General features: G+C 69.7%; 21 protein-coding genes. 12 read left to right on the top strand and 9 right to left on the bottom strand.

What is annotated here, in order from left to right:
* Nucleotides 1-53 precede the first annotated feature (53 nt).
* Complete coding sequence (locus ACO2RJ_RS09560) at nt 54-272, bottom strand: hypothetical protein (protein WP_423267762.1); 219 nt, start codon at nt 270-272, stop codon at nt 54-56.
* 413 nt (nt 273-685) lie between these two features.
* Nucleotides 686-1,897 carry an NADP-dependent isocitrate dehydrogenase gene (locus ACO2RJ_RS09555; RefSeq protein ID WP_423267761.1) on the bottom strand — a complete coding sequence of 404 codons (1,212 nt, stop codon included), beginning with the start codon at nt 1,895-1,897 and terminating at the stop codon, nt 686-688.
* Between the two features lie 239 nt (nt 1,898-2,136).
* On the opposite strand from ACO2RJ_RS09555, the gene ACO2RJ_RS09550 reads away from it, so the two are divergent.
* Nucleotides 2,137-3,336: an MFS transporter gene (locus tag ACO2RJ_RS09550; protein ID WP_423267760.1), complete on the top strand. Its 1,200-nt coding sequence runs from the start codon at nt 2,137-2,139 to the stop codon at nt 3,334-3,336.
* A gap of 70 nt (nt 3,337-3,406) precedes the next feature.
* Entirely contained in the window at nt 3,407-4,237 is an 831-nt protein-coding gene (locus ACO2RJ_RS09545; protein ID WP_423267759.1) for an RNA methyltransferase, read from the top strand.
* Here ACO2RJ_RS09545 and ACO2RJ_RS09540 read toward each other — a convergent pair.
* The gene (locus ACO2RJ_RS09540) at nt 4,234-4,710 is read right to left on the bottom strand and encodes a hypothetical protein (RefSeq protein WP_423267758.1); all 477 of its coding nucleotides are present in this window, start codon (nt 4,708-4,710) and stop codon (nt 4,234-4,236) included. The genes ACO2RJ_RS09545 and ACO2RJ_RS09540 overlap by 4 nt on opposite strands.
* A 169-nt stretch (nt 4,711-4,879) precedes the next feature.
* Here ACO2RJ_RS09540 and purB point away from each other — a divergent pair, with 169 nt between their 5' ends.
* A complete protein-coding gene (gene purB / locus ACO2RJ_RS09535; protein WP_423267757.1) occupies nt 4,880-6,187 on the top strand; it encodes an adenylosuccinate lyase in 1,308 nt (435 codons plus the stop codon).
* 250 nt (nt 6,188-6,437) lie between these two features.
* Here purB and ACO2RJ_RS09530 read toward each other — a convergent pair whose 3' ends face one another.
* From ACO2RJ_RS09530 to ACO2RJ_RS09520, 3 genes are all read right to left on the bottom strand, one after another.
* The gene (locus ACO2RJ_RS09530) at nt 6,438-7,226 is read right to left on the bottom strand and encodes an SH3 domain-containing protein (RefSeq protein ID WP_423267756.1); all 789 of its coding nucleotides are present in this window, start codon (nt 7,224-7,226) and stop codon (nt 6,438-6,440) included.
* 179 nt (nt 7,227-7,405) lie between these two features.
* Nucleotides 7,406-8,248, bottom strand: a complete 843-nt coding sequence (locus tag ACO2RJ_RS09525) for an HpcH/HpaI aldolase family protein (RefSeq protein WP_423267755.1) — start codon at nt 8,246-8,248, stop codon at nt 7,406-7,408.
* On the bottom strand, nt 8,245-8,568 hold the full coding sequence (locus ACO2RJ_RS09520) for a DUF1476 domain-containing protein (RefSeq protein ID WP_423267754.1): 324 nt from the start codon (nt 8,566-8,568) through the stop codon (nt 8,245-8,247). The genes ACO2RJ_RS09525 and ACO2RJ_RS09520 overlap by 4 nt, the downstream gene beginning before the upstream one ends.
* Nucleotides 8,569-8,810: 242 nt before the next feature.
* On the opposite strand from ACO2RJ_RS09520, the gene ftsH reads away from it, so the two are divergent.
* From ftsH to ACO2RJ_RS09485, 7 genes are all read left to right on the top strand, one after another.
* A complete protein-coding gene (ftsH, locus tag ACO2RJ_RS09515; RefSeq protein ID WP_423267753.1) occupies nt 8,811-10,724 on the top strand; it encodes an ATP-dependent zinc metalloprotease FtsH in 1,914 nt (637 codons plus the stop codon).
* A 204-nt stretch (nt 10,725-10,928) separates the two neighbouring features.
* Nucleotides 10,929-12,275 (top strand): phosphoglucosamine mutase, encoded by a 1,347-nt coding sequence (glmM, locus tag ACO2RJ_RS09510; RefSeq protein ID WP_423267752.1) that lies wholly within the window; start codon nt 10,929-10,931, stop codon nt 12,273-12,275.
* 224 nt (nt 12,276-12,499) lie between these two features.
* A complete protein-coding gene (locus tag ACO2RJ_RS09505) occupies nt 12,500-13,255 on the top strand; it encodes an outer membrane protein (protein WP_423267751.1) in 756 nt (251 codons plus the stop codon).
* Between the two features lie 183 nt (nt 13,256-13,438).
* Nucleotides 13,439-14,611, top strand: coding sequence for a phosphoserine transaminase (locus tag ACO2RJ_RS09500; RefSeq protein ID WP_423267750.1), 1,173 nt, complete (start codon nt 13,439-13,441; stop codon nt 14,609-14,611).
* A gap of 71 nt (nt 14,612-14,682) precedes the next feature.
* Complete coding sequence (locus tag ACO2RJ_RS09495; RefSeq protein ID WP_423267749.1) at nt 14,683-15,420, top strand: enhanced serine sensitivity protein SseB C-terminal domain-containing protein; 738 nt, start codon at nt 14,683-14,685, stop codon at nt 15,418-15,420.
* A gap of 26 nt (nt 15,421-15,446) precedes the next feature.
* Nucleotides 15,447-17,033, top strand: coding sequence for a phosphoglycerate dehydrogenase (serA, locus tag ACO2RJ_RS09490; protein ID WP_423267748.1), 1,587 nt, complete (start codon nt 15,447-15,449; stop codon nt 17,031-17,033).
* Nucleotides 17,034-17,092: 59 nt separating this feature from the next.
* A complete protein-coding gene (locus ACO2RJ_RS09485) occupies nt 17,093-17,650 on the top strand; it encodes a histidine phosphatase family protein (protein ID WP_423267747.1) in 558 nt (185 codons plus the stop codon).
* Nucleotides 17,651-17,663: 13 nt separating this feature from the next.
* On the opposite strand, the gene ACO2RJ_RS09480 is transcribed toward ACO2RJ_RS09485, so the two are convergent.
* Together ACO2RJ_RS09480 and ACO2RJ_RS09475 are read right to left on the bottom strand one after the other, a co-directional pair.
* Nucleotides 17,664-18,566, bottom strand: a complete 903-nt coding sequence (locus tag ACO2RJ_RS09480; RefSeq protein ID WP_423267746.1) for a hypothetical protein — start codon at nt 18,564-18,566, stop codon at nt 17,664-17,666.
* A 151-nt stretch (nt 18,567-18,717) separates the two neighbouring features.
* Nucleotides 18,718-19,338 carry a DUF1134 domain-containing protein gene (locus tag ACO2RJ_RS09475; protein ID WP_423267745.1) on the bottom strand — a complete coding sequence of 207 codons (621 nt, stop codon included), beginning with the start codon at nt 19,336-19,338 and terminating at the stop codon, nt 18,718-18,720.
* Nucleotides 19,339-19,500: 162 nt separating this feature from the next.
* Here ACO2RJ_RS09475 and ACO2RJ_RS09470 point away from each other — a divergent pair, with 162 nt between their 5' ends.
* Nucleotides 19,501-19,965 carry a YHS domain-containing (seleno)protein gene (locus ACO2RJ_RS09470; protein ID WP_423267744.1) on the top strand — a complete coding sequence of 155 codons (465 nt, stop codon included), beginning with the start codon at nt 19,501-19,503 and terminating at the stop codon, nt 19,963-19,965.
* 21 nt (nt 19,966-19,986) lie between these two features.
* On the opposite strand, the gene cysQ is transcribed toward ACO2RJ_RS09470, so the two are convergent.
* Complete coding sequence (gene cysQ / locus ACO2RJ_RS09465) at nt 19,987-20,799, bottom strand: 3'(2'),5'-bisphosphate nucleotidase CysQ (protein WP_423267743.1); 813 nt, start codon at nt 20,797-20,799, stop codon at nt 19,987-19,989.
* Between the two features lie 163 nt (nt 20,800-20,962).
* Here cysQ and chpT point away from each other — a divergent pair, with 163 nt between their 5' ends.
* A complete protein-coding gene (chpT, locus tag ACO2RJ_RS09460; RefSeq protein ID WP_423267742.1) occupies nt 20,963-21,646 on the top strand; it encodes a histidine phosphotransferase ChpT in 684 nt (227 codons plus the stop codon).
* Nucleotides 21,647-21,745: the final 99 nt, after the last annotated feature.

Genomic DNA, 21,745 nt, shown 5'->3' with positions numbered 1-21,745 from the left:
CGACGTGATCCCCCTCCCGGAGATGGGCGCCCCCGCGCGCCGGCGGCGCGCCGTTACGAGGCGCGTGGCGCAGGACGGCCGTGCGGGGCGACGGCGGCGGGCCCAAGGCGCGGGTCACGCGCCTCGCAGCCTTGAGCGCTGCGCTCGACCGACGCCGCCGCGCCGGTCCGTTCGGGCGGCGTGGGTCCGGCCTGCGCCGCGGTGTTCGCCGCCATCGCGGCGGCGAGAAAACCGAAGAAAAGAGCCGTCTGCTTGGTGGTCTGGTCCATCATAGCCATCCCGTTGCTGGTCGTTCGGATCGTCCCCTCGTGGAGTTGGGACGATCGCTGAACAAACCTGTAGGCCTGATGAACAGTTCCTCAGAGAGTTAAGGTCATTTCATGGCGATGCGCGGTCACAAAGATTAACGTCCGTTCAGGGGATGATGAACGGACATTCATCTGAAGTAATGCGGCGGGCGTCGGCGTCCTGAGAACCTGTTCGGAGGTCGATGGGCCGTCTTCCCGAACTCGGGCGTCCACGACCCGGAACGGCGAGCGTCCCCGACGTGAGACGTCGCGGTCATCCCGGCTTCCCGGGCAGGACGGCGCCTTGCACGGCGATCGTCCCGACGTCCCCCTCCGGCGCCGGTAATCTCCCGGAGCGTCGCGCGCCGTCGGACGCGCGTCGCTCCAGGCCGGTAAATTCAGGCCATCGCCGTCTGAAGGTTGGCGTCGACCTTGTCGAGGAAGCCCTCGGTGGTCAGCCAGGTCTGCCGGTCGCCCACGAGCAGCGCGAGGTCCTTGGTCATGAAACCGGCCTCCACCGTGTCGACGCAGACCTTCTCGAGGGTCTCGGCGAAGCGCTTGAGCTCGGCGTTGTCGTCGAGCTTGGCGCGATGGCCGAGGCCGCGGGTCCAGGCGAAGATCGAGGCGATCGAATTGGTCGAGGTCGCCTTGCCCTTCTGATGCTCGCGGTAGTGCCGGGTGACGGTGCCGTGGGCCGCCTCCGCCTCCATGATCTTGCCGTCCGGCGTCGTCAGCACCGAGGTCATCAGGCCGAGCGAGCCGAACCCCTGCGCCACCGTGTCGGACTGAACGTCGCCGTCGTAGTTCTTGCAGGCCCAGACATAGCCGCCGGACCATTTCAGCGCCGAGGCCACCATGTCGTCGATCAGCCGGTGCTCGTACCAGATCTTCTTGGCCGCGAACTGGTCCTTGAACTCCGCCTCGTAGACTTCGGCGAAGATGTCCTTGAATCGGCCGTCATAGGCCTTGAGAATGGTGTTCTTGGTCGAGAGATAGACCGGAAATCCGCGGTTCAGGCCGTAGTTCAGCGAGGCCCGGGCGAAGTCCCGGATCGAGTCGTCGAGGTTGTACATCGCCATCGCGACGCCCGCGCCCGGCGCGTCGAACACCTCGTGCTCGATCGTTTGGCCGTCCTCGCCGACGAACTTGATGGTCAGCTTGCCCTTGCCCGGAAACCGGAAGTCGGTCGCGCGGTATTGGTCGCCGAAGGCGTGACGGCCGACGACGATCGGCTGCGTCCAGCCCGGCACCAGCCGCGGCACGTTCTTGCAGATGATCGGCTCGCGGAAGATAACGCCGCCCAGGATGTTGCGGATCGTGCCGTTGGGCGACCTCCACATCTTCTTGAGCTTGAACTCTTCGACGCGCTGCTCGTCCGGCGTGATGGTCGCGCATTTGACGCCGACGCCGTGCCGCTTGATCGCCTCGGCGGCGTCCACGGTGACCTTGTCGTCGGTCGCGTCGCGGTGCTCGACGCCGAGGTCGTAATAGTCGAGGTCGAGATCGAGATAGGGGTGGATCAGCTTGTCCTTGATCTTGGCCCAGATGATCCGCGTCATCTCGTCTCCGTCGATCTCGACGACGGGGTTTGCGACCTTGATCTTGGGCATCGGGCGACATCCTCAGCTGAGGCGGGGACAGGGCTTGGTGCGGCGCACCCTCTAGCACGCGCGCGGGAGGCTCGTCACGGCGGGCCTCTTGGAAAATGAGCCCGCCGGTCTCGTCACCCGCCTGGCGCGGGCGCGAGGGCGCATGCGGCCGCTTGCGCTGCAGCATTTGGCGCCCGGCGGTCGAACGAATATGTGGGGCTCGACGCATCCCAGCCCCCGTTCGACATCCGGAGGACGCCATGTCCCGCACCGACGCGCTGCGCGGCGCCCCCGCGCCTGAAGCCGCCGTGGGCGGGCTGGTCGTCATGGCGGCCGCAATCGCCTGCGGCGCGATCGTCGCCAACCTCTATTACGGCCAGCCGCTGGTCGACCTGATCGCGCGCGATCTCGGGATCGCGCCGTCGGCTGCGAGCGCGGTGGTGGCGCTGACGCAGGTCGGCTACGCCGTGGGGCTCATCCTGGTCGCCCCGCTCGTCGACCTGTTCGAGAGCCGCCGGCTGATGACGATCACGCTCGGCTTCGCCGCCGCAGCCCTGCTCGCGGCCACCGCCGCGCCGACGGGGGGCGTGTTCCTCGCCGCCTCCTTCCTGATCGGCGTCGCCTCCGTCGCGGCGCAGATGCTGCTGCCGGTGGTGGCGGGGATGACGCCCGAGGCGACGCGCGGGCGCGTGGTCGGGACCATCATGAGCGGCCTGCTGTTCGGCATCCTGCTGGCGCGGCCCGTCGCCGGCGTGCTGGCCGACGCGCTGGGATGGCGGGCGGTGTTCGCCCTCTCCGCCGCGCTGATGGCGGCGACCGCGCTCGGCCTGCGCGCGCTGATCCCGTCGCGGCGGCCGGAGGGCGGCATGGCCTATGGAGCGTTCCTGCGCTCGATGACGGGCCTGCTCAGGACCTATCCGGAGCTGCGCCGGCGGGCGGCCTATCAGGCGACGATGTTCGCGGCGTTCTCGATCTTCTGGACCGCCTCCCCGATGCGGCTTGCGGACGCCTACGGCCTGTCGCACAGCCTGATCGGCCTGTTCGCGCTAGCGGGGGCCGGCGGCGCGCTGATCGCGCCGGTGGCGGGGCGGCTCGCCGACCGCGGCTACACCAGGCCCGGCACGCTGATCGCGATCGCCTGCGTCGTCCTGGGCTTCGGCGTCGCCGCCTTCGACGCCTGGCTCGCGATCGCAGCCCTGCTGTTCGGCGCGGTCGTGCTCGACATGGGAGTGCAGGCCAACATGATCTTCGGCCAGCGCACGATCTACGGCCTCGACCCGGCCGCGCGCGGCCGCATCAACGGAATCTACGTCGCGATCCTGTTCCTGGGCGGCGCTGTCGGCTCGGCGATCACGAGCCCGCTGATGACGCATTTCGGTTGGGAGACCACCGCCGCCGTCGGCGCCTCGATCCCCTTCGTCGCGCTGGTCTTCGCCTGCTTCGAGCGCCGCTCCGCCTGAACGGTCGCGGCCTGCCGCCGCCTCATGCTATCGGAGCCGCGCCCCCCACGACGAACGAGCCGCACCGCCGATGGCCGGAACCGACCGCACCAAAGCCGATCTCGCCGCCAGCCTCGGCGCGGGCCCGGCGATCATCCTCGTCGAGCCGCAGCTCGCCGAGAATGTCGGCTCGGTCGCCCGCGCCATGGCGAACTTCGCCCTCGCCGAGCTGCGCGTGGTCCGCGGCCGGGCGCAGGCCGACGGGGAGAAGGCGCGGGTGTTCGCGGCGGGCGCGCACCACGTCATCGACGCTGCCCGGCATTTCGAGCGGGTCGAGGACGCGCTGGCCGACCTGACGTTGGTGTTCGCGACCACGGCGCGCGAGCGCGGCCAGGCGAAGCCGGTCGACGCGCCGGCGGAGGCCGCCGCGCGCATGGTCGCCGAGCACGCCGCCGGCGGCCGGGTCGGGATCATGTTCGGGCGCGAGCGCACGGGGCTCGAAAACGACGAGATCTCGCTCAGCCAGCGTGTGGTCACTTTCCCGGTGAACCCGGCCTACGCCAGCCTGAACCTGGCTCAGGCGGTGCTGCTGGTCGGCTACGAGCATTTCAAGGCGGCGACCGGGGGAGCCGCCCCCTTCGAGATGCCGACGCGGGCGAGGCCCGGCACCCACGCCGAGCTCGTCGCGCTGTTCGCCCATCTCGAGGGCGAGCTCGAGGATGGCGGCTTCTTCCGCTCGCCCGACAAGCGCGCCTCCATGGTCCGCAACATCCGCAACATGATCCACCGCATGGAGCCGACGATCCAGGACCTCAGGACCCTGCACGGGATCGTCGCCGCGCTGGTCGAGGGACGGCCGGGGCCGGAGGGGAGGGGACGGACCGTGCTGAAGCCGGTGAAGGATGCGGGCGATCCGGTCTAGCGCCGCTGGCTGAGCGGGCCGAGCAGGCCGGCGAGAGCGCCGATCGCAGCCGAGCCGAGCGCGATCAGGCCGTCGGGGACGGAAAAGGAGACGCGGGCGGCGGTGAGCGCGGCGGCGTCGCCCTTGGCGCCGGCGATCATGGCGGCGATCAACGGCTCGATCTGTGGATAGGCGAGCAGGCCGATCGCCAGCACGACGCCGACGGACACCACGCTGAGAGCCGCCACCGCGAAAATATAGACCGCCTTGTCGGCGGAGGCCGCGGACCGGACTGTGTCCGCTTCGGCCTGTTTGACGGCGCCGGTCGCGACGGCGTCGACCTGACCCTTGGCCGAGCCCGCTAGCGCCTGCACCTCCGCGGCCGCGGCGCCCGGATCGTCGGCGACCTTCGCGCGGAAGATCGCGTCATTCTGGATCTTTTCTGAAACGTTGGTCGCCAGAAAGTCGGCCGAACGTTTGATGTCGTCAGTCATGGCGATCCCCTTCTCGAAAGGGAAATTTTGACGCAAGGCGTATAAAATTCAATCAGTAGTTGTACTTATCGATGTGAAACGCGGCGCTGAGCCGTCGCTGTCCGTGGCTTGCGTCGCGGCGCTCACGTGGTAGGACGCCCGCGCCCGTCCCAACGCCGAGCCCGCCCCCATGATCCCCCGTTACTCCCGTCCCGAGATGACCGACATCTGGTCGCCGGAGACGCGCTTCCGCATCTGGTTCGAGATCGAGGCGCATGCCTGCGACGCGCTGGCCGAGCTCGGCGTCATCCCGAAGGAGGCGGCGAAGACGATCTGGGAGAAGGGCGGAGCCGCGACGTTCGACGTCGACCGGATCGACGAGATCGAGCGCGAGACCAAGCACGACGTCATCGCCTTTCTCACCCATCTCGCCGAATTCGTCGGCCCGGACGCGCGCTTCGTCCATCAGGGCATGACGTCGTCCGACGTGCTCGACACCTGCCTCGCGGTGCAGCTCGCGCTCGCCTCCGACATCCTGATCGCCGACGTCGACCGGCTGCTGGCGGCGCTGAAGACGCGCGCGCTCGAGCACAAGCTGACGCCGACCATCGGCCGTAGCCACGGCATCCACGCCGAGCCCACGACCTTCGGCCTGAAGCTCGCCGGCTACTATGTCGAGTTCGAGCGCGCGCGGGAGCGGCTGGTCGCGGCGCGCAAGGAGATCGCGACCTGCGCGATCTCGGGCGCGGTCGGCACCTTCGCCAACATCGACATGGCGGTCGAAGCCCATGTCGCGGAGAAGCTGGGGCTCGCCGTCGAGCCGATCTCAACGCAGGTCATCCCGCGCGACCGGCACGCCATGTTCTTCGCCACGCTCGGCGTGGTGGCCTCCTCGGTCGAGCGGCTTGCGATCGAGATCCGCCATCTGCAGCGCACCGAGGTTCTGGAGGCGGAGGAGTTCTTCTCCCCCGGCCAGAAAGGCTCGTCGGCGATGCCCCACAAGCGCAATCCGGTGCTGACCGAGAACGTCACGGGCCTTGCGCGCATGGTGCGGTCCTACGCGCTGCCGGCGATGGAGAACGTCGCGCTCTGGCACGAGCGGGACATCTCGCACTCCTCGGTCGAGCGGATGATCGGGCCGGACGCCACCGTGACGCTCGATTTCGCGCTCAACCGCCTCGCCGGCGTCGTCGAGAAGCTGCTGATCTACCCCGAGCGCATGCAGGCCAATCTCGACCGGCTCGGCGGTCTCGTGCATTCGCAGCGCGTGCTGCTCGCGCTCACCCAGAAGGGCGCCTCGCGCGAGGAGGCCTACCGCCTGGTCCAGCGCAACGCGATGCCGGTGTGGCGCGGGGAGGGCGACTTCCTCACTCTGCTGAAGGCCGACGCCGACGTGAGCGCGAAGCTGTCCGACGCCGAGCTCGAGGACGCGTTCGACCTTGGCTATCACTTCAAGGCCGTCGACGCCGCCTTCGCCCGAGTGTTCGGCTCAAGCTGAGCCTTCCACGAAAACGGGCGGCTCGCGCCGCCCGTCATCCGTTTCGAAAGCCTCGGAGGTTTAAAGCGGCGGATCACGTCACGTCGCCCCGTATCGTTCGGCCTCTCACCGAAGCCGTCGTTCCGGGCGTGTCCCGGAACCCATTTCCGCTGCGTCCTCGATGAAATGAAGGCGGTGATGGGAATGGATCCCGGGACAAGCCCGGGATGACGGTCGAGGATGTCCCGCTTCGGATCGAGCCGATCACGCTCTAGCGTTCGCCGCGGCCGCCGCGGTCTCCGCCACGGCCGCCACCATCTCCGCCGCGACCTCCGCCGCCGCCGCCGCCGCGGGGCTCGAAGCGTTGCCCGCCGAACACGCCGCGCGCGCCGGCGCCGCGGTCGGATCGATCCAGACCGACGCGGTCTCCGCGATCACGGGTCTCGCTCCGGCGATCCTCGATCCTCTCGCGGCGGGCGTCGCCGCGATTGTCGATCCGTTCGCGGCGGACGTCGCGCCGCTCCTCGATCGCGCGGCCGCGGCGATTCTCGATGATTTCGCGCCGCGCGTCGCGCCGCTGGTCCTGACGCCGCTCGCGTCGGACCTCCGCGCGCTCGCGGTCGCGCCGCCAGGAGCGCTCCCAGCCCGAACGACCCGGCCGTTCGCCGTACCAGCGGCCGCCGTAGTAGTAGAAGCCGTCGCGATAGTAGTAGGGCCGGCTGTCCCAGTAGCCGCCGATCGAGAGACCCGTGATGATCTCGGGCTCCTCGTCCTCGATGATCACGCGCGAGCGCTCGATCACCGGCCCGCCGCCGATGTCGAGATAGCTGGCGCTGGCGAAGCCGCTGCCGCCGCCCATGCTGATCTCGCACCAGCCGGAGGAGCAGCCGATCACGTTCACGGTCTCGCCGGCGGGCATCGTGTCCACGACGGCGTAGTTCGTCCCCGGGCCGGAGCGCACGTTCAGGTCCGCAGTCGCGGTCGCCGTGGCCGCGAGGGCCGCGCCCGTGGAGGCGAGCAGCGCGCCGGTGGCGAGCAACGTCTTCAATCGAAAGGTCATGGTCGTCGAACTCCTGTCATTCAGCCATGTCGCCATGGAGTCCCAACCGCCCAGCGCGAACTCCGCCACGCGCGAGCCGACGGCTCGCGCGCTTCGCCACGGAAACGCGGAACCCCGCGACTCCGTTCAAAGAGGGTGCACGCGCCGCAGCTGAAATCCCTTCGGCGGTTGTCGAAATATCACCCGCCGGCCCCGGCGCCGGTCGCCGGAGCGTCGAAGACGTCGGCGAGCGCGCGCTCCGCCCCGGCGGCCAGGAACCCGAGATCGGGCCCGAGGGCGATCATCGGGAAGCCGCGCTGGACGTAGTCGGAGGCGAAAGCCGGCGTGTTGGCGAAGATCGCGACCGGCTTGCCGGCGCGGTCGGCGGCCGCCCTCACGGTCGCAAGCGCCTCCACCACGCGCGGATGGGCGGGGTCGACCGCTTCGCCTCGGCTGAGCGACACGCTGAGGTCGTTCGGCCCGATCAGCAGGCCGTCGATCCCCGGCGTCGCCACGATCGCGTCGACCTCGCTTAGGGCCTTCTCGGTCTCGATCATGGCGAGCGTCAGCGTCGCGCCGTTGGCGCCGGCGAGATAGGCGTCGCGGCCGAGGCCCGACAGGGTCATGGCGCGGCCGGGCCCCCAGCTGCGTCGGCCGACGGGCGGGAATTTGACGGCGTCGGCGAAGGCGCGCGCGTCGCCCGCATCGTCGATCATCGGGGCGATCAGGCCCGCGGCTCCGGCGTCGAGCGCCCGGGCGCCGAGTCCGTAGTCGCCGAGCGGCAGGCGGACGAGCGCGGGCTTTCCCGCGAGGGCCGCCGCCGCGACGCAGTCCACGATCGTCTCGAAGGTGGAAAAGCCGTGCTGGGCGTCGAGGGTGATCGAGTCGAAGCCGGTGCGCGCCACCGCCTCGACTGCGACCGGCGACGACAGAAACATCCAGGCGTTGAAGTGCGTGCCGCGGACGCCGAGGCCGGGCGGCCTGAGAACGCCGGGCCCGGCGACCCCAAGATCGACGGCCCGGGGCGCGCCGGGCGCGGTCACCGTTCGGCGGCGAGCTGTGCGACCGCCGTGGCGAACAGATCGTCCATCTGACGCCGGATCTGGTGATCGGACTGGTCGACGCCCGCGGCGTCGAAGTCGGTCCGGATCTTGCGGAACACGTCGTGGTCGCCCTCCTCCTCGAAGTCGGACATCACGACGGCCTTGGCGTAGGCCTCGGCGGCGTCGCCGGTCTTGCCCAGCCGTTCGGCCGCCCACAGGCCGAGCAGCTTGTTGCGGCGCGCGAAGGCGCAGAACTTCATTTCCTCGTCATGGGCGAACTTCGCCTCCATGGCGTGCTCGCGCTGGTCGAAGGTGGTCATTTCAGGCGTCCTCGCAGCCCCGCTGGCGGCCGGATCGACCGCGCCGCGCTCTCAACGGCAATACACCCCCCAAATGTGGCGAAGCAACGCAACCGGCGGATTCGGCCCTCAGCCCTTCGTCGCGTGTTCGCCATGCGCGGAGGCGCTTGCGTCGTCTTGGCATTCGGCCCGGCGACGCCTACATTCGAAGCCGACGCATCTGCGTACGACGCCGCCGTGGCGGCCGGTGCGAAAGGCTGGCAATGAACCCGAACTTCCGGAACTTCGCCCTCTGGGTGATCATCGTCCTGCTGTTGCTGGCGCTGTTCACCCTGTTCCAGAACCCAGGGCAGCGGGCGCAGACCAACGACATCTCCTTCTCGCAGCTCCTGACGGAGGTCGACAACGGCCGCGTTCGCGGGGTTTCGATCGAGGGGCAGAACATCACCGGCCAGTACACCGACGGCGCGCAGTTCCAGACCTACGCCCCGAACGACCCGACGCTGGTGCAGCGCCTCTACGGCAAGGGCGTCGCCATCACCGCCCGGCCGCCGGGCGAGAACATGCCCTGGTTCGTCGCGCTGCTGCTGCAATGGCTGCCCTTCATCGCCCTGATCGGCGTGTGGATCTTCCTGTCCCGCCAGATGCAGGGCGGGGCCGGCAAGGCCATGGGCTTCGGCAAGTCGAAGGCGAAACTGCTCACGGAGGCGCATGGCCGCGTCACCTTCGAGGACGTCGCCGGCGTCGACGAGGCGAAGGACGACCTGCAGGAGATCGTCGAGTTCCTGCGCGACCCGCAGAAGTATCAGCGTCTTGGCGGCCGGATTCCGCGCGGCGTGCTGCTCGTCGGGCCTCCCGGCACCGGCAAGACGCTGATCGCCCGCGCGGTCGCCGGCGAAGCCAACGTGCCGTTCTTCACGATCTCGGGCTCCGACTTCGTCGAGATGTTCGTCGGCGTCGGCGCGAGCCGCGTGCGCGACATGTTCGAGCAGGCGAAGAAGAACGCGCCCTGCATCATCTTCATCGACGAGATCGATGCGGTCGGCCGCCATCGCGGCGCCGGCCTCGGTGGCGGCAATGACGAGCGCGAGCAGACCCTGAACCAGCTGCTCGTCGAGATGGACGGCTTCGAGGCGAACGAAGGCATCATCCTGATCGCCGCGACCAACCGCCCGGACGTGCTCGACCCCGCTTTGATGCGCCCGGGCCGCTTCGACCGCCAGGTCGTGGTGTCGAACCCGGACATCATCGGCCGCGAGAAGATCCTGAAGGTCCATGTCCGCAAGGTGCCGCTGGCGCCGGACGTCGACCTCAAGACCGTCGCGCGCGGCACGCCGGGCTTCTCCGGCGCCGACCTGATGAACCTCGTCAACGAGGCGGCGCTGCTCGCCGCGCGTCGCTCGAAGCGCATGGTGACCTCGGCCGAGTTCGACGCCGCCAAGGACAAGATCATGATGGGCGCCGAGCGGCGCATGGTCATGACCGACGACGAGAAGAAGGTGACCGCCTATCACGAGGCCGGCCACGCCATCGTGGCGCTCAACACGCCGGCGAACGATCCGATCCACAAGGCGACGATCATTCCGCGCGGCCGGGCGCTGGGCATGGTGCAGTATTTGCCGGAGCGCGACCAGATCTCGATCTCCTACGAGCAGCTGACCTCGCGGCTCGCGATGGCGATGGGCGGCCGCGTCGCGGAGGAGGTGTTCTTCGGCGACGAGAAGGTGACGGCCGGCGCCCAGTCGGACATCCAGATGGCGACCAACATCGCCCGCGGGATGGTGACGCGCTGGGGCTTCTCCAAGGAGCTCGGCACCGTGGCCTATGGCGAGAACCAGGACGAGGTGTTCCTCGGCATGTCGGTCGCCCGCCAGCAGAACGTCTCGGGCACGACGATGCTGAAGATCGACAACGAGATCAAACGCTTCATCGACGAGGGCTACGAGACGGCGCGCCGGATCATCACCGAGAAGAAGGCCGAGATGGAGACGCTCGCCAAGGCGCTGCTCGAATACGAGACGCTGACGGGCGAGGAGATCCGGGAGCTTCTGGCCGGCCGTCCGCCGGTGCGCGACGCGACCGACGAGCCGCCCTCGCCGCGCGGGTCCGCGGTGCCGACGGCCGGACGGCCGCGGCCGCGCCCTGAAGGCGGGCTGGAGCCTCAGCCGCAGGCGTGACCGCGCCTGCCTCGACGCAGAACAAGAACGGGCCGGGCGGCGACGCCCGGCCCGTTCTTGTTCCGGCGGGTCGTGGTCCTGCGGGCCTTGGGGGCCGACGCCCGGCCCGCACACGCTTTTTGAACGTCCCCGGCGTATGATCGCCGGAATTGCGTCTCAGGGACGCTCGCAGACGAGCCGTCGCGATTCGGGGATCATCGGCAGATGACGCGCAAATATTTCGGCACCGACGGCATCCGCGGCCGCTCGAACAGGTTTCCGATCACGCCCGACTTCGCGCTGAAGGTCGGCATGGCGGCGGGCCTCGCCTTCCGGCGGGGCGACCATCGGCATCGCGTCGTCATCGGCAAGGACACCAGGCTCTCCGGCTACATGATCGAGAGCGCGCTGCAGGCCGGCTTCACCTCGGTCGGGGCGGACGTGCTGCTGGTCGGGCCGATGCCGACGCCGGCCGTCGCCCACATCACCCGCTCGATGCGCGCCGATCTCGGCGTGATGATCTCCGCCTCGCACAACCCGTTCGACGACAACGGCATCAAGCTGTTCGCGCCCGACGGCTACAAGCTCTCCGACGAGGTCGAGCTCGAGATCGAGCGCATGCTCGATTCCGACCTGTCGCCCCGGCTGGTGGAGTCGGCCTCGATCGGCCGGGCCAAGCGCATCGACGACGCGCAGGCGCGCTACATCGAATTCGCCAAGCGCACGGTTCCGCGCACCCTGTCGCTCGACGGATTGCGCGTGGTGATCGATTGCGCCAACGGCGCCGCCTACAAGGTGGCCCCGGAGGCGCTGTGGGAGCTCGGGGCCGAGGTCATCAGGATCGGCGTCGAGCCCAACGGCATGAACATCAACAAGGACGTCGGCTCGACCGCGCCCGCCGCCTTGATCGCCAAGGTGCGCGAGACCCGCGCCGACATAGGCGTCGCGCTCGACGGCGACGCGGACCGCGTGATCATCGTCGACGAGAAGGGGCAGGTCGTCGACGGCGACCAGCTGATGGCGGTGGTCGCCTCGTCCTGGTCCGAGGACGGCCGCCTGACGGCCCCCGGGCTGGTCTCGACGGTCATGTCCAATCTGGGCTTCGAGCGCTATCTCGCCTCGATCGGCCTGACGCTGGAGCGCACGCCGGTGGGCGACCGCTACGTCGTCGAGCGCATGCGCGCGCATGGCTACAATCTCGGCGGCGAACCCTCAGGCCACATCGTGCTGTCGGATTACGCGACGACGGGCGACGGCCTTGTCGCGGCGCTTCAGCTTCTCGCAGTGGTGCAGAAGGTCGAACGGCCGGTCTCCGAGATCTGCCATCGCTTCGAGCCGTTGCCGCAGATTATGAAGAACGTCCGCTACAAGACCGGCCGGCCGCTGGACGACGACAAGGTGCGCGCCGCGATCTCCGACGCCACGCGGCGTCTCGGGACGGAAGGCAGGCTCGTGATCCGTCCGTCCGGGACCGAACCCGTCATCCGCGTGATGGCCGAGGGCGACGACCGCGACCTTGTCGCCCATGTCGTCGACGACGTGGTCGACGTCATCACAAAAGCCGCGGCCTGACCGCCCGCCTGAGCCGCTTTTCTGCGGGTTCCGCCGACCTCGAGCGGGCGGGCGGCGGAGGCTTATGTTGCTGAAAAGCATCGCCAGGTTAATGCCTCTCCCGGCCGCGCGGTTAAAAGTTAAGGTTAAACGCTCATTAACCAACGCCTGCCAGATTGCCAGTCGTGACACGGACGGGACCCGCCGCTGCAAAGGAGAGCGGGGCCTCAGCTCAAGGACATGGCATGATGGCCAAGCTCACGACCTACGCGCTCGCGGGCGCGCTTGCTTTCGCGTTCGCTCCGGTCGCGGGCCACGCGGCCGACCTTCCCGAACCGCCGCTGCTCGAACCCATGGCGCCGGTCGAGTTCGCCTCGAACTGGTATCTGCGCGGCGACGTCGGATACAAGATCTACCGCAACCCCGACGTCAGCTATGGCGGCAGCAAGTTCAAGGGCGAAGACCTTGACGACACCGGCGTCATCGGCGGCGGCGTCGGCTACAAGTGGAACGAGTGGATCCGCACCGACGTGACGCTCGATTACGAGTTCAAGTCGGACTTCGACGGCGGCCTGTTCTGCCCGACCACCGCCTGCGTGCCGTTCGCGGACAAATACAGCAAGGAATCGGCCAAGATCTCGGCCTGGACCACGCTCGCCAACGTCTATTTCGACCTCGGCAGCTGGCATGGCGTGTCGCCTTACGTCGGCGCCGGCGCGGGCTTCTCGAACATCAAGGTCAGCAGCTACGACTTCGTGAACCCGAACGGCTCGACCGGCAGCCAGAAGGGCGATTCGAACTGGGACTTCTCCTGGGCGCTCATGGCCGGCGTCGGCTACAGCGTCACGGACAACCTCGTGATCGACCTCGGCTACCGCTTCCTGAACCTCGGCGACGGCAAGACCAAGAACGCCGCGGGCTTCAACGGCAACAAGCCGGTCAAGTTCGACGATCTCCAGGCGCACGAATTCCGCGTCGGCTTCCGCTACCTCCTCAACTGATCGTCCTATCGATCGAAATCGCGACGCGGCGGGTCCGAAAGGGCCCGCCGCTGGCGTTTCACGATCGGTTACGGCGCGCGGCGTCGCGACGATCGTGCTTGACGCACAGGCGGTCGCCGGACTACCCGTCCGGTCGGGCCACCTCTCCCCAACGAGAGGCGACCATCTGAAAGGGTGGACGACATGATGACGACTGCTCCGGCGGCGCGCCCCGCCAATCCCAATTTCTCGTCCGGACCGTGCTCCAAGCGGCCGGGCTGGTCCCTCGAGGCGCTCAAGGGCGCGGCGCTCGGGCGCTCGCACCGGTCCGCCGTCGGCAAGGCCAAGCTCAAACAGGCCATCGATCTCACGCGCGAGGTGCTGGAGGTTCCGGCATCGCATCGCATCGCGATCGTGCCGGGCTCCGACACGGGCGCGGTCGAGATGGCGATGTGGTCGCTGCTCGGCGCCCGCGGCGTCGAGGTGCTGGCCTGGGAAAGCTTCGGCGCGATCTGGGTCACAGACGCGGTCAAGCAGCTTCGCCTGCCGAACACCAAGGCGACCGTCGCCGATTTCGGCAAGCTGCCGGATCTCGCCGCCGTCGACTTCGAGAACGACGTCATCTTCACGTGGAACGGCACCACCGCCGGCGTCCGCGTGCCGAACGCCGACTGGATTCCCGCCGATCGGGCCGGCCTCACCATCTGCGACGCGACCTCGGCCGCCTTCGCGATGGAGCTCGACTACGACAAGCTCGATGTCGTGACCTTCTCCTGGCAGAAGATCATGGGCGGCGAGGCCGCGCACGGCGTTCTCATCCTGGGCCCGCGCGCCGTCGAACGGCTCGAGAGCTTCACCCCGTCCTGGCCGCTGCCCAAGCTCTTCCGCATGACCAAGGGCGGCAAGATCGACGAGGCGCTGTTCCAGGGCGACACGATCAACACCCCCTCCATGCTGTGCGTCGAGGACTACATCGACGCGCTGCAGTGGGGACGGTCGGTCGGCGGCCTGAAAGGTCTGATCGCGCGCGCGGACGCGAACGCCAAGGTCGTCGCGGACTACGTCGCGCGCACGCCCTGGCTCGACTTTCTCGCCGAGGATCCGGCGACGCTGACGAACACGGGCGTCTGCCTGAAGATCGTCGACCCCGCCCTCACGGCGCTGCCCGCGCCGTTGCAGGCGGCGTTCGCCAAGGACCTCGTCGCGCTCATCGAGAACGCGGGCGTGGCCTATGATTTCGGCGCGTATCGCGACGCGCCTCCCGGCCTGCGCATCTGGTGCGGCGCCACCGTCGAGGCGTCCGACGTCGCGGCGCTGACGCCATGGCTCGACTGGGCCTATGCCGAGGTGCGATCAGGTCTCGCGAAGGCCGCCTGAGCGACGGCCGACGCGACGGAGGGCGCGGTCCGCGCGTCCCTCCGTTCACCGCCTCGAGCCCGGAGCTTCTGATGTTCACCCCTGAGAACGATCTCGAACGCGCGCTCGTCGCGGCGATCGAGCGGCCGGACGCGCGCATCCCCTTTCTGAAGGCGATGCTGGAGGCCGAGCTCGCGCTCGCGCTCGTCGACGACGGACAGACCAAGGGCGGCGGCTACGTCGTGCCCGAGGTGACGCATGAAGACCTCGCCTTCGTGCCGATCTTCACCGCCGACAGCCGGGTGAAGGCGATGTTCGGCTTCGAAAAGCTGATGGTCGTGCGCCAGAGCTTCCGGCAGATCCTGTCCCAGATCGACGGCGCGAATTTCGTGCTGAACCCGGGATCCGACGTCGGGCACGAATTCATGGCCGAGGACGTCGCGGCGATGGTCGACGGCGACTTCGAGCGGGCGAACGCCGGCTTCGAGGACGACGGCGAGGACGAGGAGCCGGAGCTGCCGTCGCTCGTCGGCCGTCCGTCGCCGATGCCGACGCACCTCACCAACGCGCTCGCGGACTTCTTCAAGTCCAGGCCCGACGTGGCGTCGGCGCAGATCGCCCAGGCGGTGTTCGCCGATCCCGACGGCAGCAAGCGCCTCGTCATCGGCATCTCGACCTCGGGCGATCTCGACGATCTGCTCGATCAGGTCGGCGACGTGCTCGAGCGGGTCGCGAAGCCGAGCGACGTCATCGATTTCGTGCCCGTGCCCGGCTCGCCGCTCGACGGCTATTTCGAGCGCGACACGCAGCCCTTTTACCGCAGGGCCTGACGGCCCGACCGCGAGGACTAAAGCCCATGGCCCCGAAGGTTCTGATCTCCGACAAGCTGTCGCCCGCCGCGATCGAGATCTTCACCTCCCGGGGCGTCGAAGTCGACTTCCGGCCGGATCTCGGCAAGGACAAGGACGCGCTCGCGGCCGCCATCGGCGCCTATGACGGCCTCGCCATCCGGTCGGCCACCAAGGTGACGCCGAAGGTGCTGGCGCAGGCCGGCCGGCTGAAGGTGATCGGCCGCGCCGGCATCGGCGTCGACAATGTCGACATCCCCGCGGCGACGGCGAGGGGTGTGATCGTCATGAACACGCCCTTCGGCAACTCGATCACCACGGCCGAGCACGCGATCGCTCTGATGTTCGCGGTCGCCCGAGAGATCCCCGCCGCCGACGCGTCCACGCAAGCCGGCAAGTGGGAGAAGAACCGCTTCATGGGCGTCGAGATCACCTCGAAGACGCTCGGAATCGTCGGCTGCGGCAATATCGGCTCGATCGTCGCCGACCGCGCGATCGGGCTGAAGATGCGGGTCGTGGCGTTCGATCCCTTTCTCTCGGGCGAACGCGCCGAGGAGCTCGGCGTCGAGAAGGTCGATCTCGACGAGCTGCTCAGGCGCGCCGACTTCATCTCGCTGCACACGCCGCTGACGGACAAGACCCGGAACATCCTCGACGCGGACGCGCTCGCCCGCGCCAAGAAGGGCGTGCGCATCGTCAACTGCGCGCGCGGCGGACTGGTCGACGAGCAGGCGCTGAGGGCGGCGCTCGATTCCGGCCATGTCGCGGGCGCGGGCTTCGACGTGTTCGTGGAAGAGCCGGCGACGACGAACCCGCTGTTCGGCCACCCCTCCGTCGTCTGCACCCCGCATCTCGGGGCCGCGACCACGGAGGCGCAGGAGAACGTCGCGCTGCAGGTCGCGGAGCAGATGTCGGACTATCTGCTCCGGGGGGCGGTCTCGAACGCGATCAACGCGCCGTCGATCACCGCCGAGGAAGCGCCGCGGCTGCGGCCCTTCGTGGCGCTCGCCGAACGGCTCGGCTCCTTCGCGGGCCAGCTCACCGAGACCGGGCTGACGGCGGTGCGCATCGAATATGAGGGCGCGGTCGCGGACATGAACACCCGCGCGCTGACCTCCGCCGCAATCACCGGGCTGCTGCGGCCGCTGCTGGCGGACGTCAACATGGTGTCCGCGCCCGGCATCGCGCGCGACCGCGGGATCGCGATCGAGGAGGTGCGCCGGGAGGCGGCGGAGACCTTCGACAGCGTGATCCGGCTGACCGTGACCGCCGACGGCGTGACGCGGCATGTCGCCGGCACCGTGTTCGCCGACGGCAAGCCGCGCATCATCGACATTAAGGGCATCGAGATCGAAGCGGCCTTCGCGCCCTCGATGCTCTACGTCACCAACACCGACAAGCCGGGCTACATCGGCGCGCTCGGCGCGACGCTCGGCGACGCGGGGGTAAACATCGCGACCTTCAATCTCGGCCGCGCGGCGGAAGGCGGCGACGCCATCGCCCTCGTCCAGATCGACGGCGAAATCTCCGACGCGGTCGTGGCGCAGGTGCAGGCGCTGGAGCACGTTCGGCAGGCGCGCGCGCTGCGGTTCTGACGGCAAATTGAACCCGCGGAGCGCGACGACCGCCCGCGCCGGCGTCATGATCTCCGGCGATGCTGCGTCCGATCGTCTGCGCTCTCGCCTCCCTCGGCCTTTTCGCGTCCGCGGCGAAGGCCGACGACGCCGCGCTGTGGCGAGCGCTCGCCGGCGGGGGCCACGTCGCGCTGATCCGTCATGCGACGGCGCCGGGGATCGGCGATCCCGCCAGTTTCAAGCTCGAAGACTGTTCGACCCAGCGCAATCTCAGCGCTGAAGGCCGCGCGGAAGCGCGCGCGATCGGCGAGCGCTTCCGCAAGGCGGGCGTCCCCGTCGCGCGTGTCGCGACCAGCCAATGGTGCCGCGCCCGCGACACCGCGACCGAGATGGCGATCGGCCCCGTCGTCGAGGATCCGCGCCTCAACTCCTTCTTTCAGAGCGCCGATCAGGCGAAGGCGATCGCCGCGAGCCGCGTGGCGGCGCTGGAGTCGCCGCGCTCCGGCCCGATCGCGGTGCTGGTCACCCATCAGGTCAATGTGACGGCGCTGACGGACGTCTATCCGAAGTCAGGCGAGATCGTGGTCGTGAAGCTCGGCGCGGACGGTCTCGAAACGATCGGTTCGATCAAGCCGTGACGCCGGCTCCGTCTCAGCGCGCGCCGGCGCTTTGCGCGACGGGCGAGACGCGGCCTGCGCCGTCGTCGTCCGGATGGGCCTGAGACGCCGGCGCCTGAACCAGCGGCGGCGTCTCGGCGACTGTCCCGGCCGCCCTGACGATCTGGTCGGCGACCTCGTCGAGCCGGGCGCGCAGGGCCTTCAGCGACGAGGATTCGGCCTCCGGTGCGCCGCGCTCGGCGAGCTTGCGCTCCGCAAGCGCGCGCGCGGCTTCGGCGTCCGCGACCTTCGAGCCTTCCGTCTTCAGCCTCTCGGCGAGGCCCGCCTCGCGCGATTCGAGGCCGACGATCTGATCGCGGGCCCGATCGAGCTCGCGCTTCGTCTCGTCGAGCTGGACGGTCAGCGAGGCGATCTCGGCGTCGCGCGCCGCGGCCTCGATCCGGGACTGGTCGAAGGCGAGCCGGGCCTCCGCGGCGTCCCGCTGGGCCGCCTCGAGATCGCGCCGCGCCGTCTCGTTCGCCTCGTAGGCGGCCTTGAGCGCGACGGAGGCGGCGGAGGCTTCCGCGTCGCTGCGGTCGAGGGCGCCGCGGACCCGCTCATGCTCGACCTCGAGCTCGGCGACGCGCGTCCGGAGCTCCGCGAGCGCCGCGCGCTGGTCCAGCTCGGCGCTGATCGCGCGCGCGGCCTCGACGCGGTCGTCCGCGGCCCTCGCGGTCGCCTGTTCGGCGCGGCGCTCGACGGCGCGCATCTGCATCGCCTGCTCGGCCCGCAGCCGGTCCTGCGACGCCACGATCTCGTGGATCGACACGGGAAGGCGGCCGACCAGACGCCGGGTCGTGAGACGCACGGCGCGGCTCCAGAACGCCGGCAGGAACAGCAGGCCGAGCAGGGTCGCCAGCAGGGCGCCCAGAGAGGCGTAGAGGAGGGGCTCGACCATTCAGGCTCGCTCAGCGCTTCTCGGCCGGCGGGACGCGGTCGAGACGGCGCGCGCCCGCAGGCGCGGACGCTTCAGGATGGCACAGGGCCCAGGCCGCGCCAAGCGAGGCGCGGCGCCGCCGGCGCCTCGAAGGCGCGCAGGAGCCTTCGGCTCAGAACGGATTCCAGGTCGAGTTCTGCGTGAATTTGAGATAGCCGACATTGACGCCGAGCCGCGCGCCGAGGCCGGTGCGGATCGGCACCAGCACGACGTTGTAGTCCTTGAGCGCCGTCATGCCGAAGCCGCCGATGAGATAGGCCGAGCCGTCGACGCCGGCGAAGCGGCTGTAGATCTCGTCGGGCGAGCGCAGGTTGTAGACCAGGATCATCGTGCGGGCGCCGTCGCCGCCGAAGTCGAAGCCGAGCGAGGGGCCCTGCCAATAGAGACGCCGGTTGGTCTCGCCCGAGCGGGTGAACAGATTGCCCTCGCCGTAGCGCAGGCCGCCGACGAACGCGCCGGAGCCTTCCTCGCCGAGGATGTAGCCGTCCGGCTCGCCCCACATGCTGGTCGCCTTCTCGACGATGCCGGCGAGGCCGCGGGTGGTGGAGCCGAAGAAGGCGTGTCCGCGGTCGACGATCTCGCTCGCGGAGTAGGTCTTGCGTTGTCCGTATTCGGCCTGGTCGGAATAGGCGGCGTTTTCGGAGCGCGGGCCGGCATATTGGGCGGAGGCGCCGGTCGCGGCGACGAGGCCGGCGCCGAGCGCGAGGCTCGCGGCGAGCGACTTCCAGATCATCGCGGTTCCCTCAGGTTGGCGCGCGGACGGGCGGGGGCCCGTGGAATCGCGCGAGGTTCGTACAATTTGAGGGAACGGCTTTACCGAGAGGTGAACGTCGCGGGTTTAAAGACAATCCTACGGGATAAGGCCGCGATCGACGCGGTCGGGGATCATGCGGCGATGACGACCTTCTCACTCCTTCGGCTGGCGGCCGGCGCGCTGGCGCTCGGTCTTGTCGCGGGGCCCGCGGGCGCCACGCCGGGCCTGAGCGAGCGCTTCGTCTCCGATCCGATGAGCGGCGTCGCGCTATACGGCTATGACCCCGTGGCCTATTTCACCGCCGGCCGCGCGGAGCGGGGACGCCGCGACATCGAGGCGGAGTGGGGCGGCTCGGCCTGGCGGTTCGTAAGCGAAGCGAATCGCGCCGCGTTCCTGTCGGCGCCCGAGGTCTACGCGCCCGCCTATGGCGGCTACGATCCCGTCGCGGTCGCGAACGGCGCGCCCGCCGCCGGCCATCCCCTGCTGTTTCGGGTGCGCGGCGACCGGCTCTATCTGTTCCGCTCGCCGGAGGAGCGCGATTCCTTCGCCGACGCCCGCTCGGCCGACGCCGCCTGGCCGCGCGTCGAGGCGCAGCTCATTCCCTGATCCCGGCTCCGCCCGCAGGCGTCAGCCCTTGCGACGGCCCCAGGCGACGAAGCCGCCATTGCGGAAGCCCTTCTCCGCCTTGCCATAGGCGAAGGGGGCGCCGTCGATGGTGGTGACCGAGCCGCCGGCGGCCGCCAGCACCGCGTGGCCGGCCGCGGTGTCCCACTCCATGGTCGGACCGAAGCGCGGATAGACGTCCGCCTCGCCTTCCGCCACCAGGCAGAACTTCAGCGAGGAGCCCGCCGAGCGCCGGTCGGCGACGCCGAGCTTGGCCAGGAACGCCTCGGTGTCGGGATCGGAATGGCTGCGGCTCGCGACCGCGCAGAGGCCGCCGGCCGGGGCCGCGCGCGTCGCGATCGGCGCGTAGGCCGCAGCGCCCGGTATGTCGCGGACCGCGGCCCGCGCGACGGTCGCGCCGACCCCGACGGCTCCGAGCCAGACCGCGCCCAGCGCCGGCGCGTGGACGCAGCCGAGCGTCGGGCGATTCGCCTCGATCAGCCCGACATTGACGGTGAACTCGCCGTTGCGGGCGAGGAACTCGCGGGTGCCGTCGAGCGGATCGACGAGCAGGAATGCGGACGGCGCCGAGTCCGGCGCGCCGTCGCGCGAACAGGCCTCCTCGGCGATGACGGGGACGCCCGGGAACAGCTTCGCCAGTCCCTCGTGCAGGATCGCCTCGCCCCGCTCGTCGGCGTCGGTGACGGGGCTGCGGTCGTCCTTCGAGCGCACCGCGATCGCCTCGGCGTCATACACGTCGAGGATCGCCCGGCCGGCCTCGACGCAGAGCGCGGCGAGCGCCGACATGAGCTTCGGGTCGCGGTTCGCGTCGGTCATGCGGGTCGGGCTCCGGGCGTCGGGGTTCGATGGGCGCGCCGCCTTGAGGGCGAACCCCGCAGCGTGTATCAGGCTTTTCGCGCTGCGACAGCGTCCGACTCGCGCGCTCGCGCCGGCTCCGCCCGCTGCGGGCCGTCCTCCAAAGCCCTCGGCAGGAGCACCGATGTCAACCTCTGACGGGACGGCCTCGTCCTCCGGCGTGATCACGCTCGACAGCCTCGACCTCGCCGCGTTGATCGCGAGCCGGGTCTGCCACGACGTGATCAGCCCCGTCGGCGCGATCGTGAACGGCCTCGAGATTCTCGAGGACGAGAAGGACGAGGGCATGCGCGGCTTCGCCTTCGACCTGATCAAGAAGAGCGCTGCTCAGGCTTCGGCCCGGCTGCAGTTCTGCCGGATCGCCTTCGGCGCGGCCGGCTCGGCGGCGGCCCAGCTCGACCTCGGCGACGCCGAGCAGGTCGCGCGCGGCTTCATCGAGGACCAGAAGACCTCGCTGACCTGGGAGGCGAAGCGCCAGCTGCTGCCGAAGAACATGGTGAAGCTGCTGCTCAATCTGGTGCTGGTCGCCACCACCACCATCCCGCGCGGCGGCGTGATCGCGGTGACGGCGGAAGGCGAGGGCGAGGCCACCGCGTTCCGCATCGTCACCACCGGCCCCCATGCGCGCGTGCCGACCAACGTCGTCGACCTGCTCGCCGGCCGCGCCCCGGAGGACCGGGTCGACGCCCATGTCATCCAGCCCTTCTACGCCGGACTGATCGCGAAGGCGGCCGCCATGCAGGTGACGATCGAGGCCGAGATCGAGGGCGAGCGCATCGTCACCCTGGCGCGGCCGATCGCGGCGTAAGGAGCGACGCCTCTTCGGGCGGTCCGCAACCAAGCATTATGGTTTTCGCCTCATGATCCCGAGCATGCGGGCCGCTTTCGGCGGCCCGGTTCGGGACCT

It is taken from the genome of Hansschlegelia sp. KR7-227, assembly GCF_049446035.1.
Lineage (GTDB): Bacteria > Pseudomonadota > Alphaproteobacteria > Rhizobiales > Methylopilaceae > Methylopila.
Note: the sequence above shows the minus strand (reverse complement) of the source record. Positions and strands in the feature narration are given on the sequence as shown.

Bases quoted from the DNA above. Each gene is read 5' to 3' on its own strand.
- ACO2RJ_RS09560 (WP_423267762.1), bottom strand. From the start codon at position 272: ATGATGGACCAGACCACCAAGCAGACGGCTCTTTTCTTCGGTTTTCTC.
- ACO2RJ_RS09555 (WP_423267761.1), bottom strand. From the start codon at position 1,897: ATGCCCAAGATCAAGGTCGCAAACCCCGTCGTCGAGATCGACGGAGAC.
- ACO2RJ_RS09550 (WP_423267760.1), top strand. From the start codon at position 2,137: ATGTCCCGCACCGACGCGCTGCGCGGCGCCCCCGCGCCTGAAGCCGCC.
- ACO2RJ_RS09545 (WP_423267759.1), top strand. From the start codon at position 3,407: ATGGCCGGAACCGACCGCACCAAAGCCGATCTCGCCGCCAGCCTCGGC.
- ACO2RJ_RS09540 (WP_423267758.1), bottom strand. From the start codon at position 4,710: ATGACTGACGACATCAAACGTTCGGCCGACTTTCTGGCGACCAACGTT.
- purB (WP_423267757.1), top strand. From the start codon at position 4,880: ATGATCCCCCGTTACTCCCGTCCCGAGATGACCGACATCTGGTCGCCG.
- ACO2RJ_RS09530 (WP_423267756.1), bottom strand. From the start codon at position 7,226: ATGACCTTTCGATTGAAGACGTTGCTCGCCACCGGCGCGCTGCTCGCC.
- ACO2RJ_RS09520 (WP_423267754.1), bottom strand. From the start codon at position 8,568: ATGACCACCTTCGACCAGCGCGAGCACGCCATGGAGGCGAAGTTCGCC.
- ftsH (WP_423267753.1), top strand. From the start codon at position 8,811: ATGAACCCGAACTTCCGGAACTTCGCCCTCTGGGTGATCATCGTCCTG.
- glmM (WP_423267752.1), top strand. From the start codon at position 10,929: ATGACGCGCAAATATTTCGGCACCGACGGCATCCGCGGCCGCTCGAAC.
- ACO2RJ_RS09505 (WP_423267751.1), top strand. From the start codon at position 12,500: ATGATGGCCAAGCTCACGACCTACGCGCTCGCGGGCGCGCTTGCTTTC.
- ACO2RJ_RS09500 (WP_423267750.1), top strand. From the start codon at position 13,439: ATGATGACGACTGCTCCGGCGGCGCGCCCCGCCAATCCCAATTTCTCG.
- ACO2RJ_RS09495 (WP_423267749.1), top strand. From the start codon at position 14,683: ATGTTCACCCCTGAGAACGATCTCGAACGCGCGCTCGTCGCGGCGATC.
- serA (WP_423267748.1), top strand. From the start codon at position 15,447: ATGGCCCCGAAGGTTCTGATCTCCGACAAGCTGTCGCCCGCCGCGATC.
- ACO2RJ_RS09485 (WP_423267747.1), top strand. From the start codon at position 17,093: ATGCTGCGTCCGATCGTCTGCGCTCTCGCCTCCCTCGGCCTTTTCGCG.
- ACO2RJ_RS09480 (WP_423267746.1), bottom strand. From the start codon at position 18,566: ATGGTCGAGCCCCTCCTCTACGCCTCTCTGGGCGCCCTGCTGGCGACC.
- ACO2RJ_RS09475 (WP_423267745.1), bottom strand. From the start codon at position 19,338: ATGATCTGGAAGTCGCTCGCCGCGAGCCTCGCGCTCGGCGCCGGCCTC.
- ACO2RJ_RS09470 (WP_423267744.1), top strand. From the start codon at position 19,501: ATGACGACCTTCTCACTCCTTCGGCTGGCGGCCGGCGCGCTGGCGCTC.
- cysQ (WP_423267743.1), bottom strand. From the start codon at position 20,799: ATGACCGACGCGAACCGCGACCCGAAGCTCATGTCGGCGCTCGCCGCG.
- chpT (WP_423267742.1), top strand. From the start codon at position 20,963: ATGTCAACCTCTGACGGGACGGCCTCGTCCTCCGGCGTGATCACGCTC.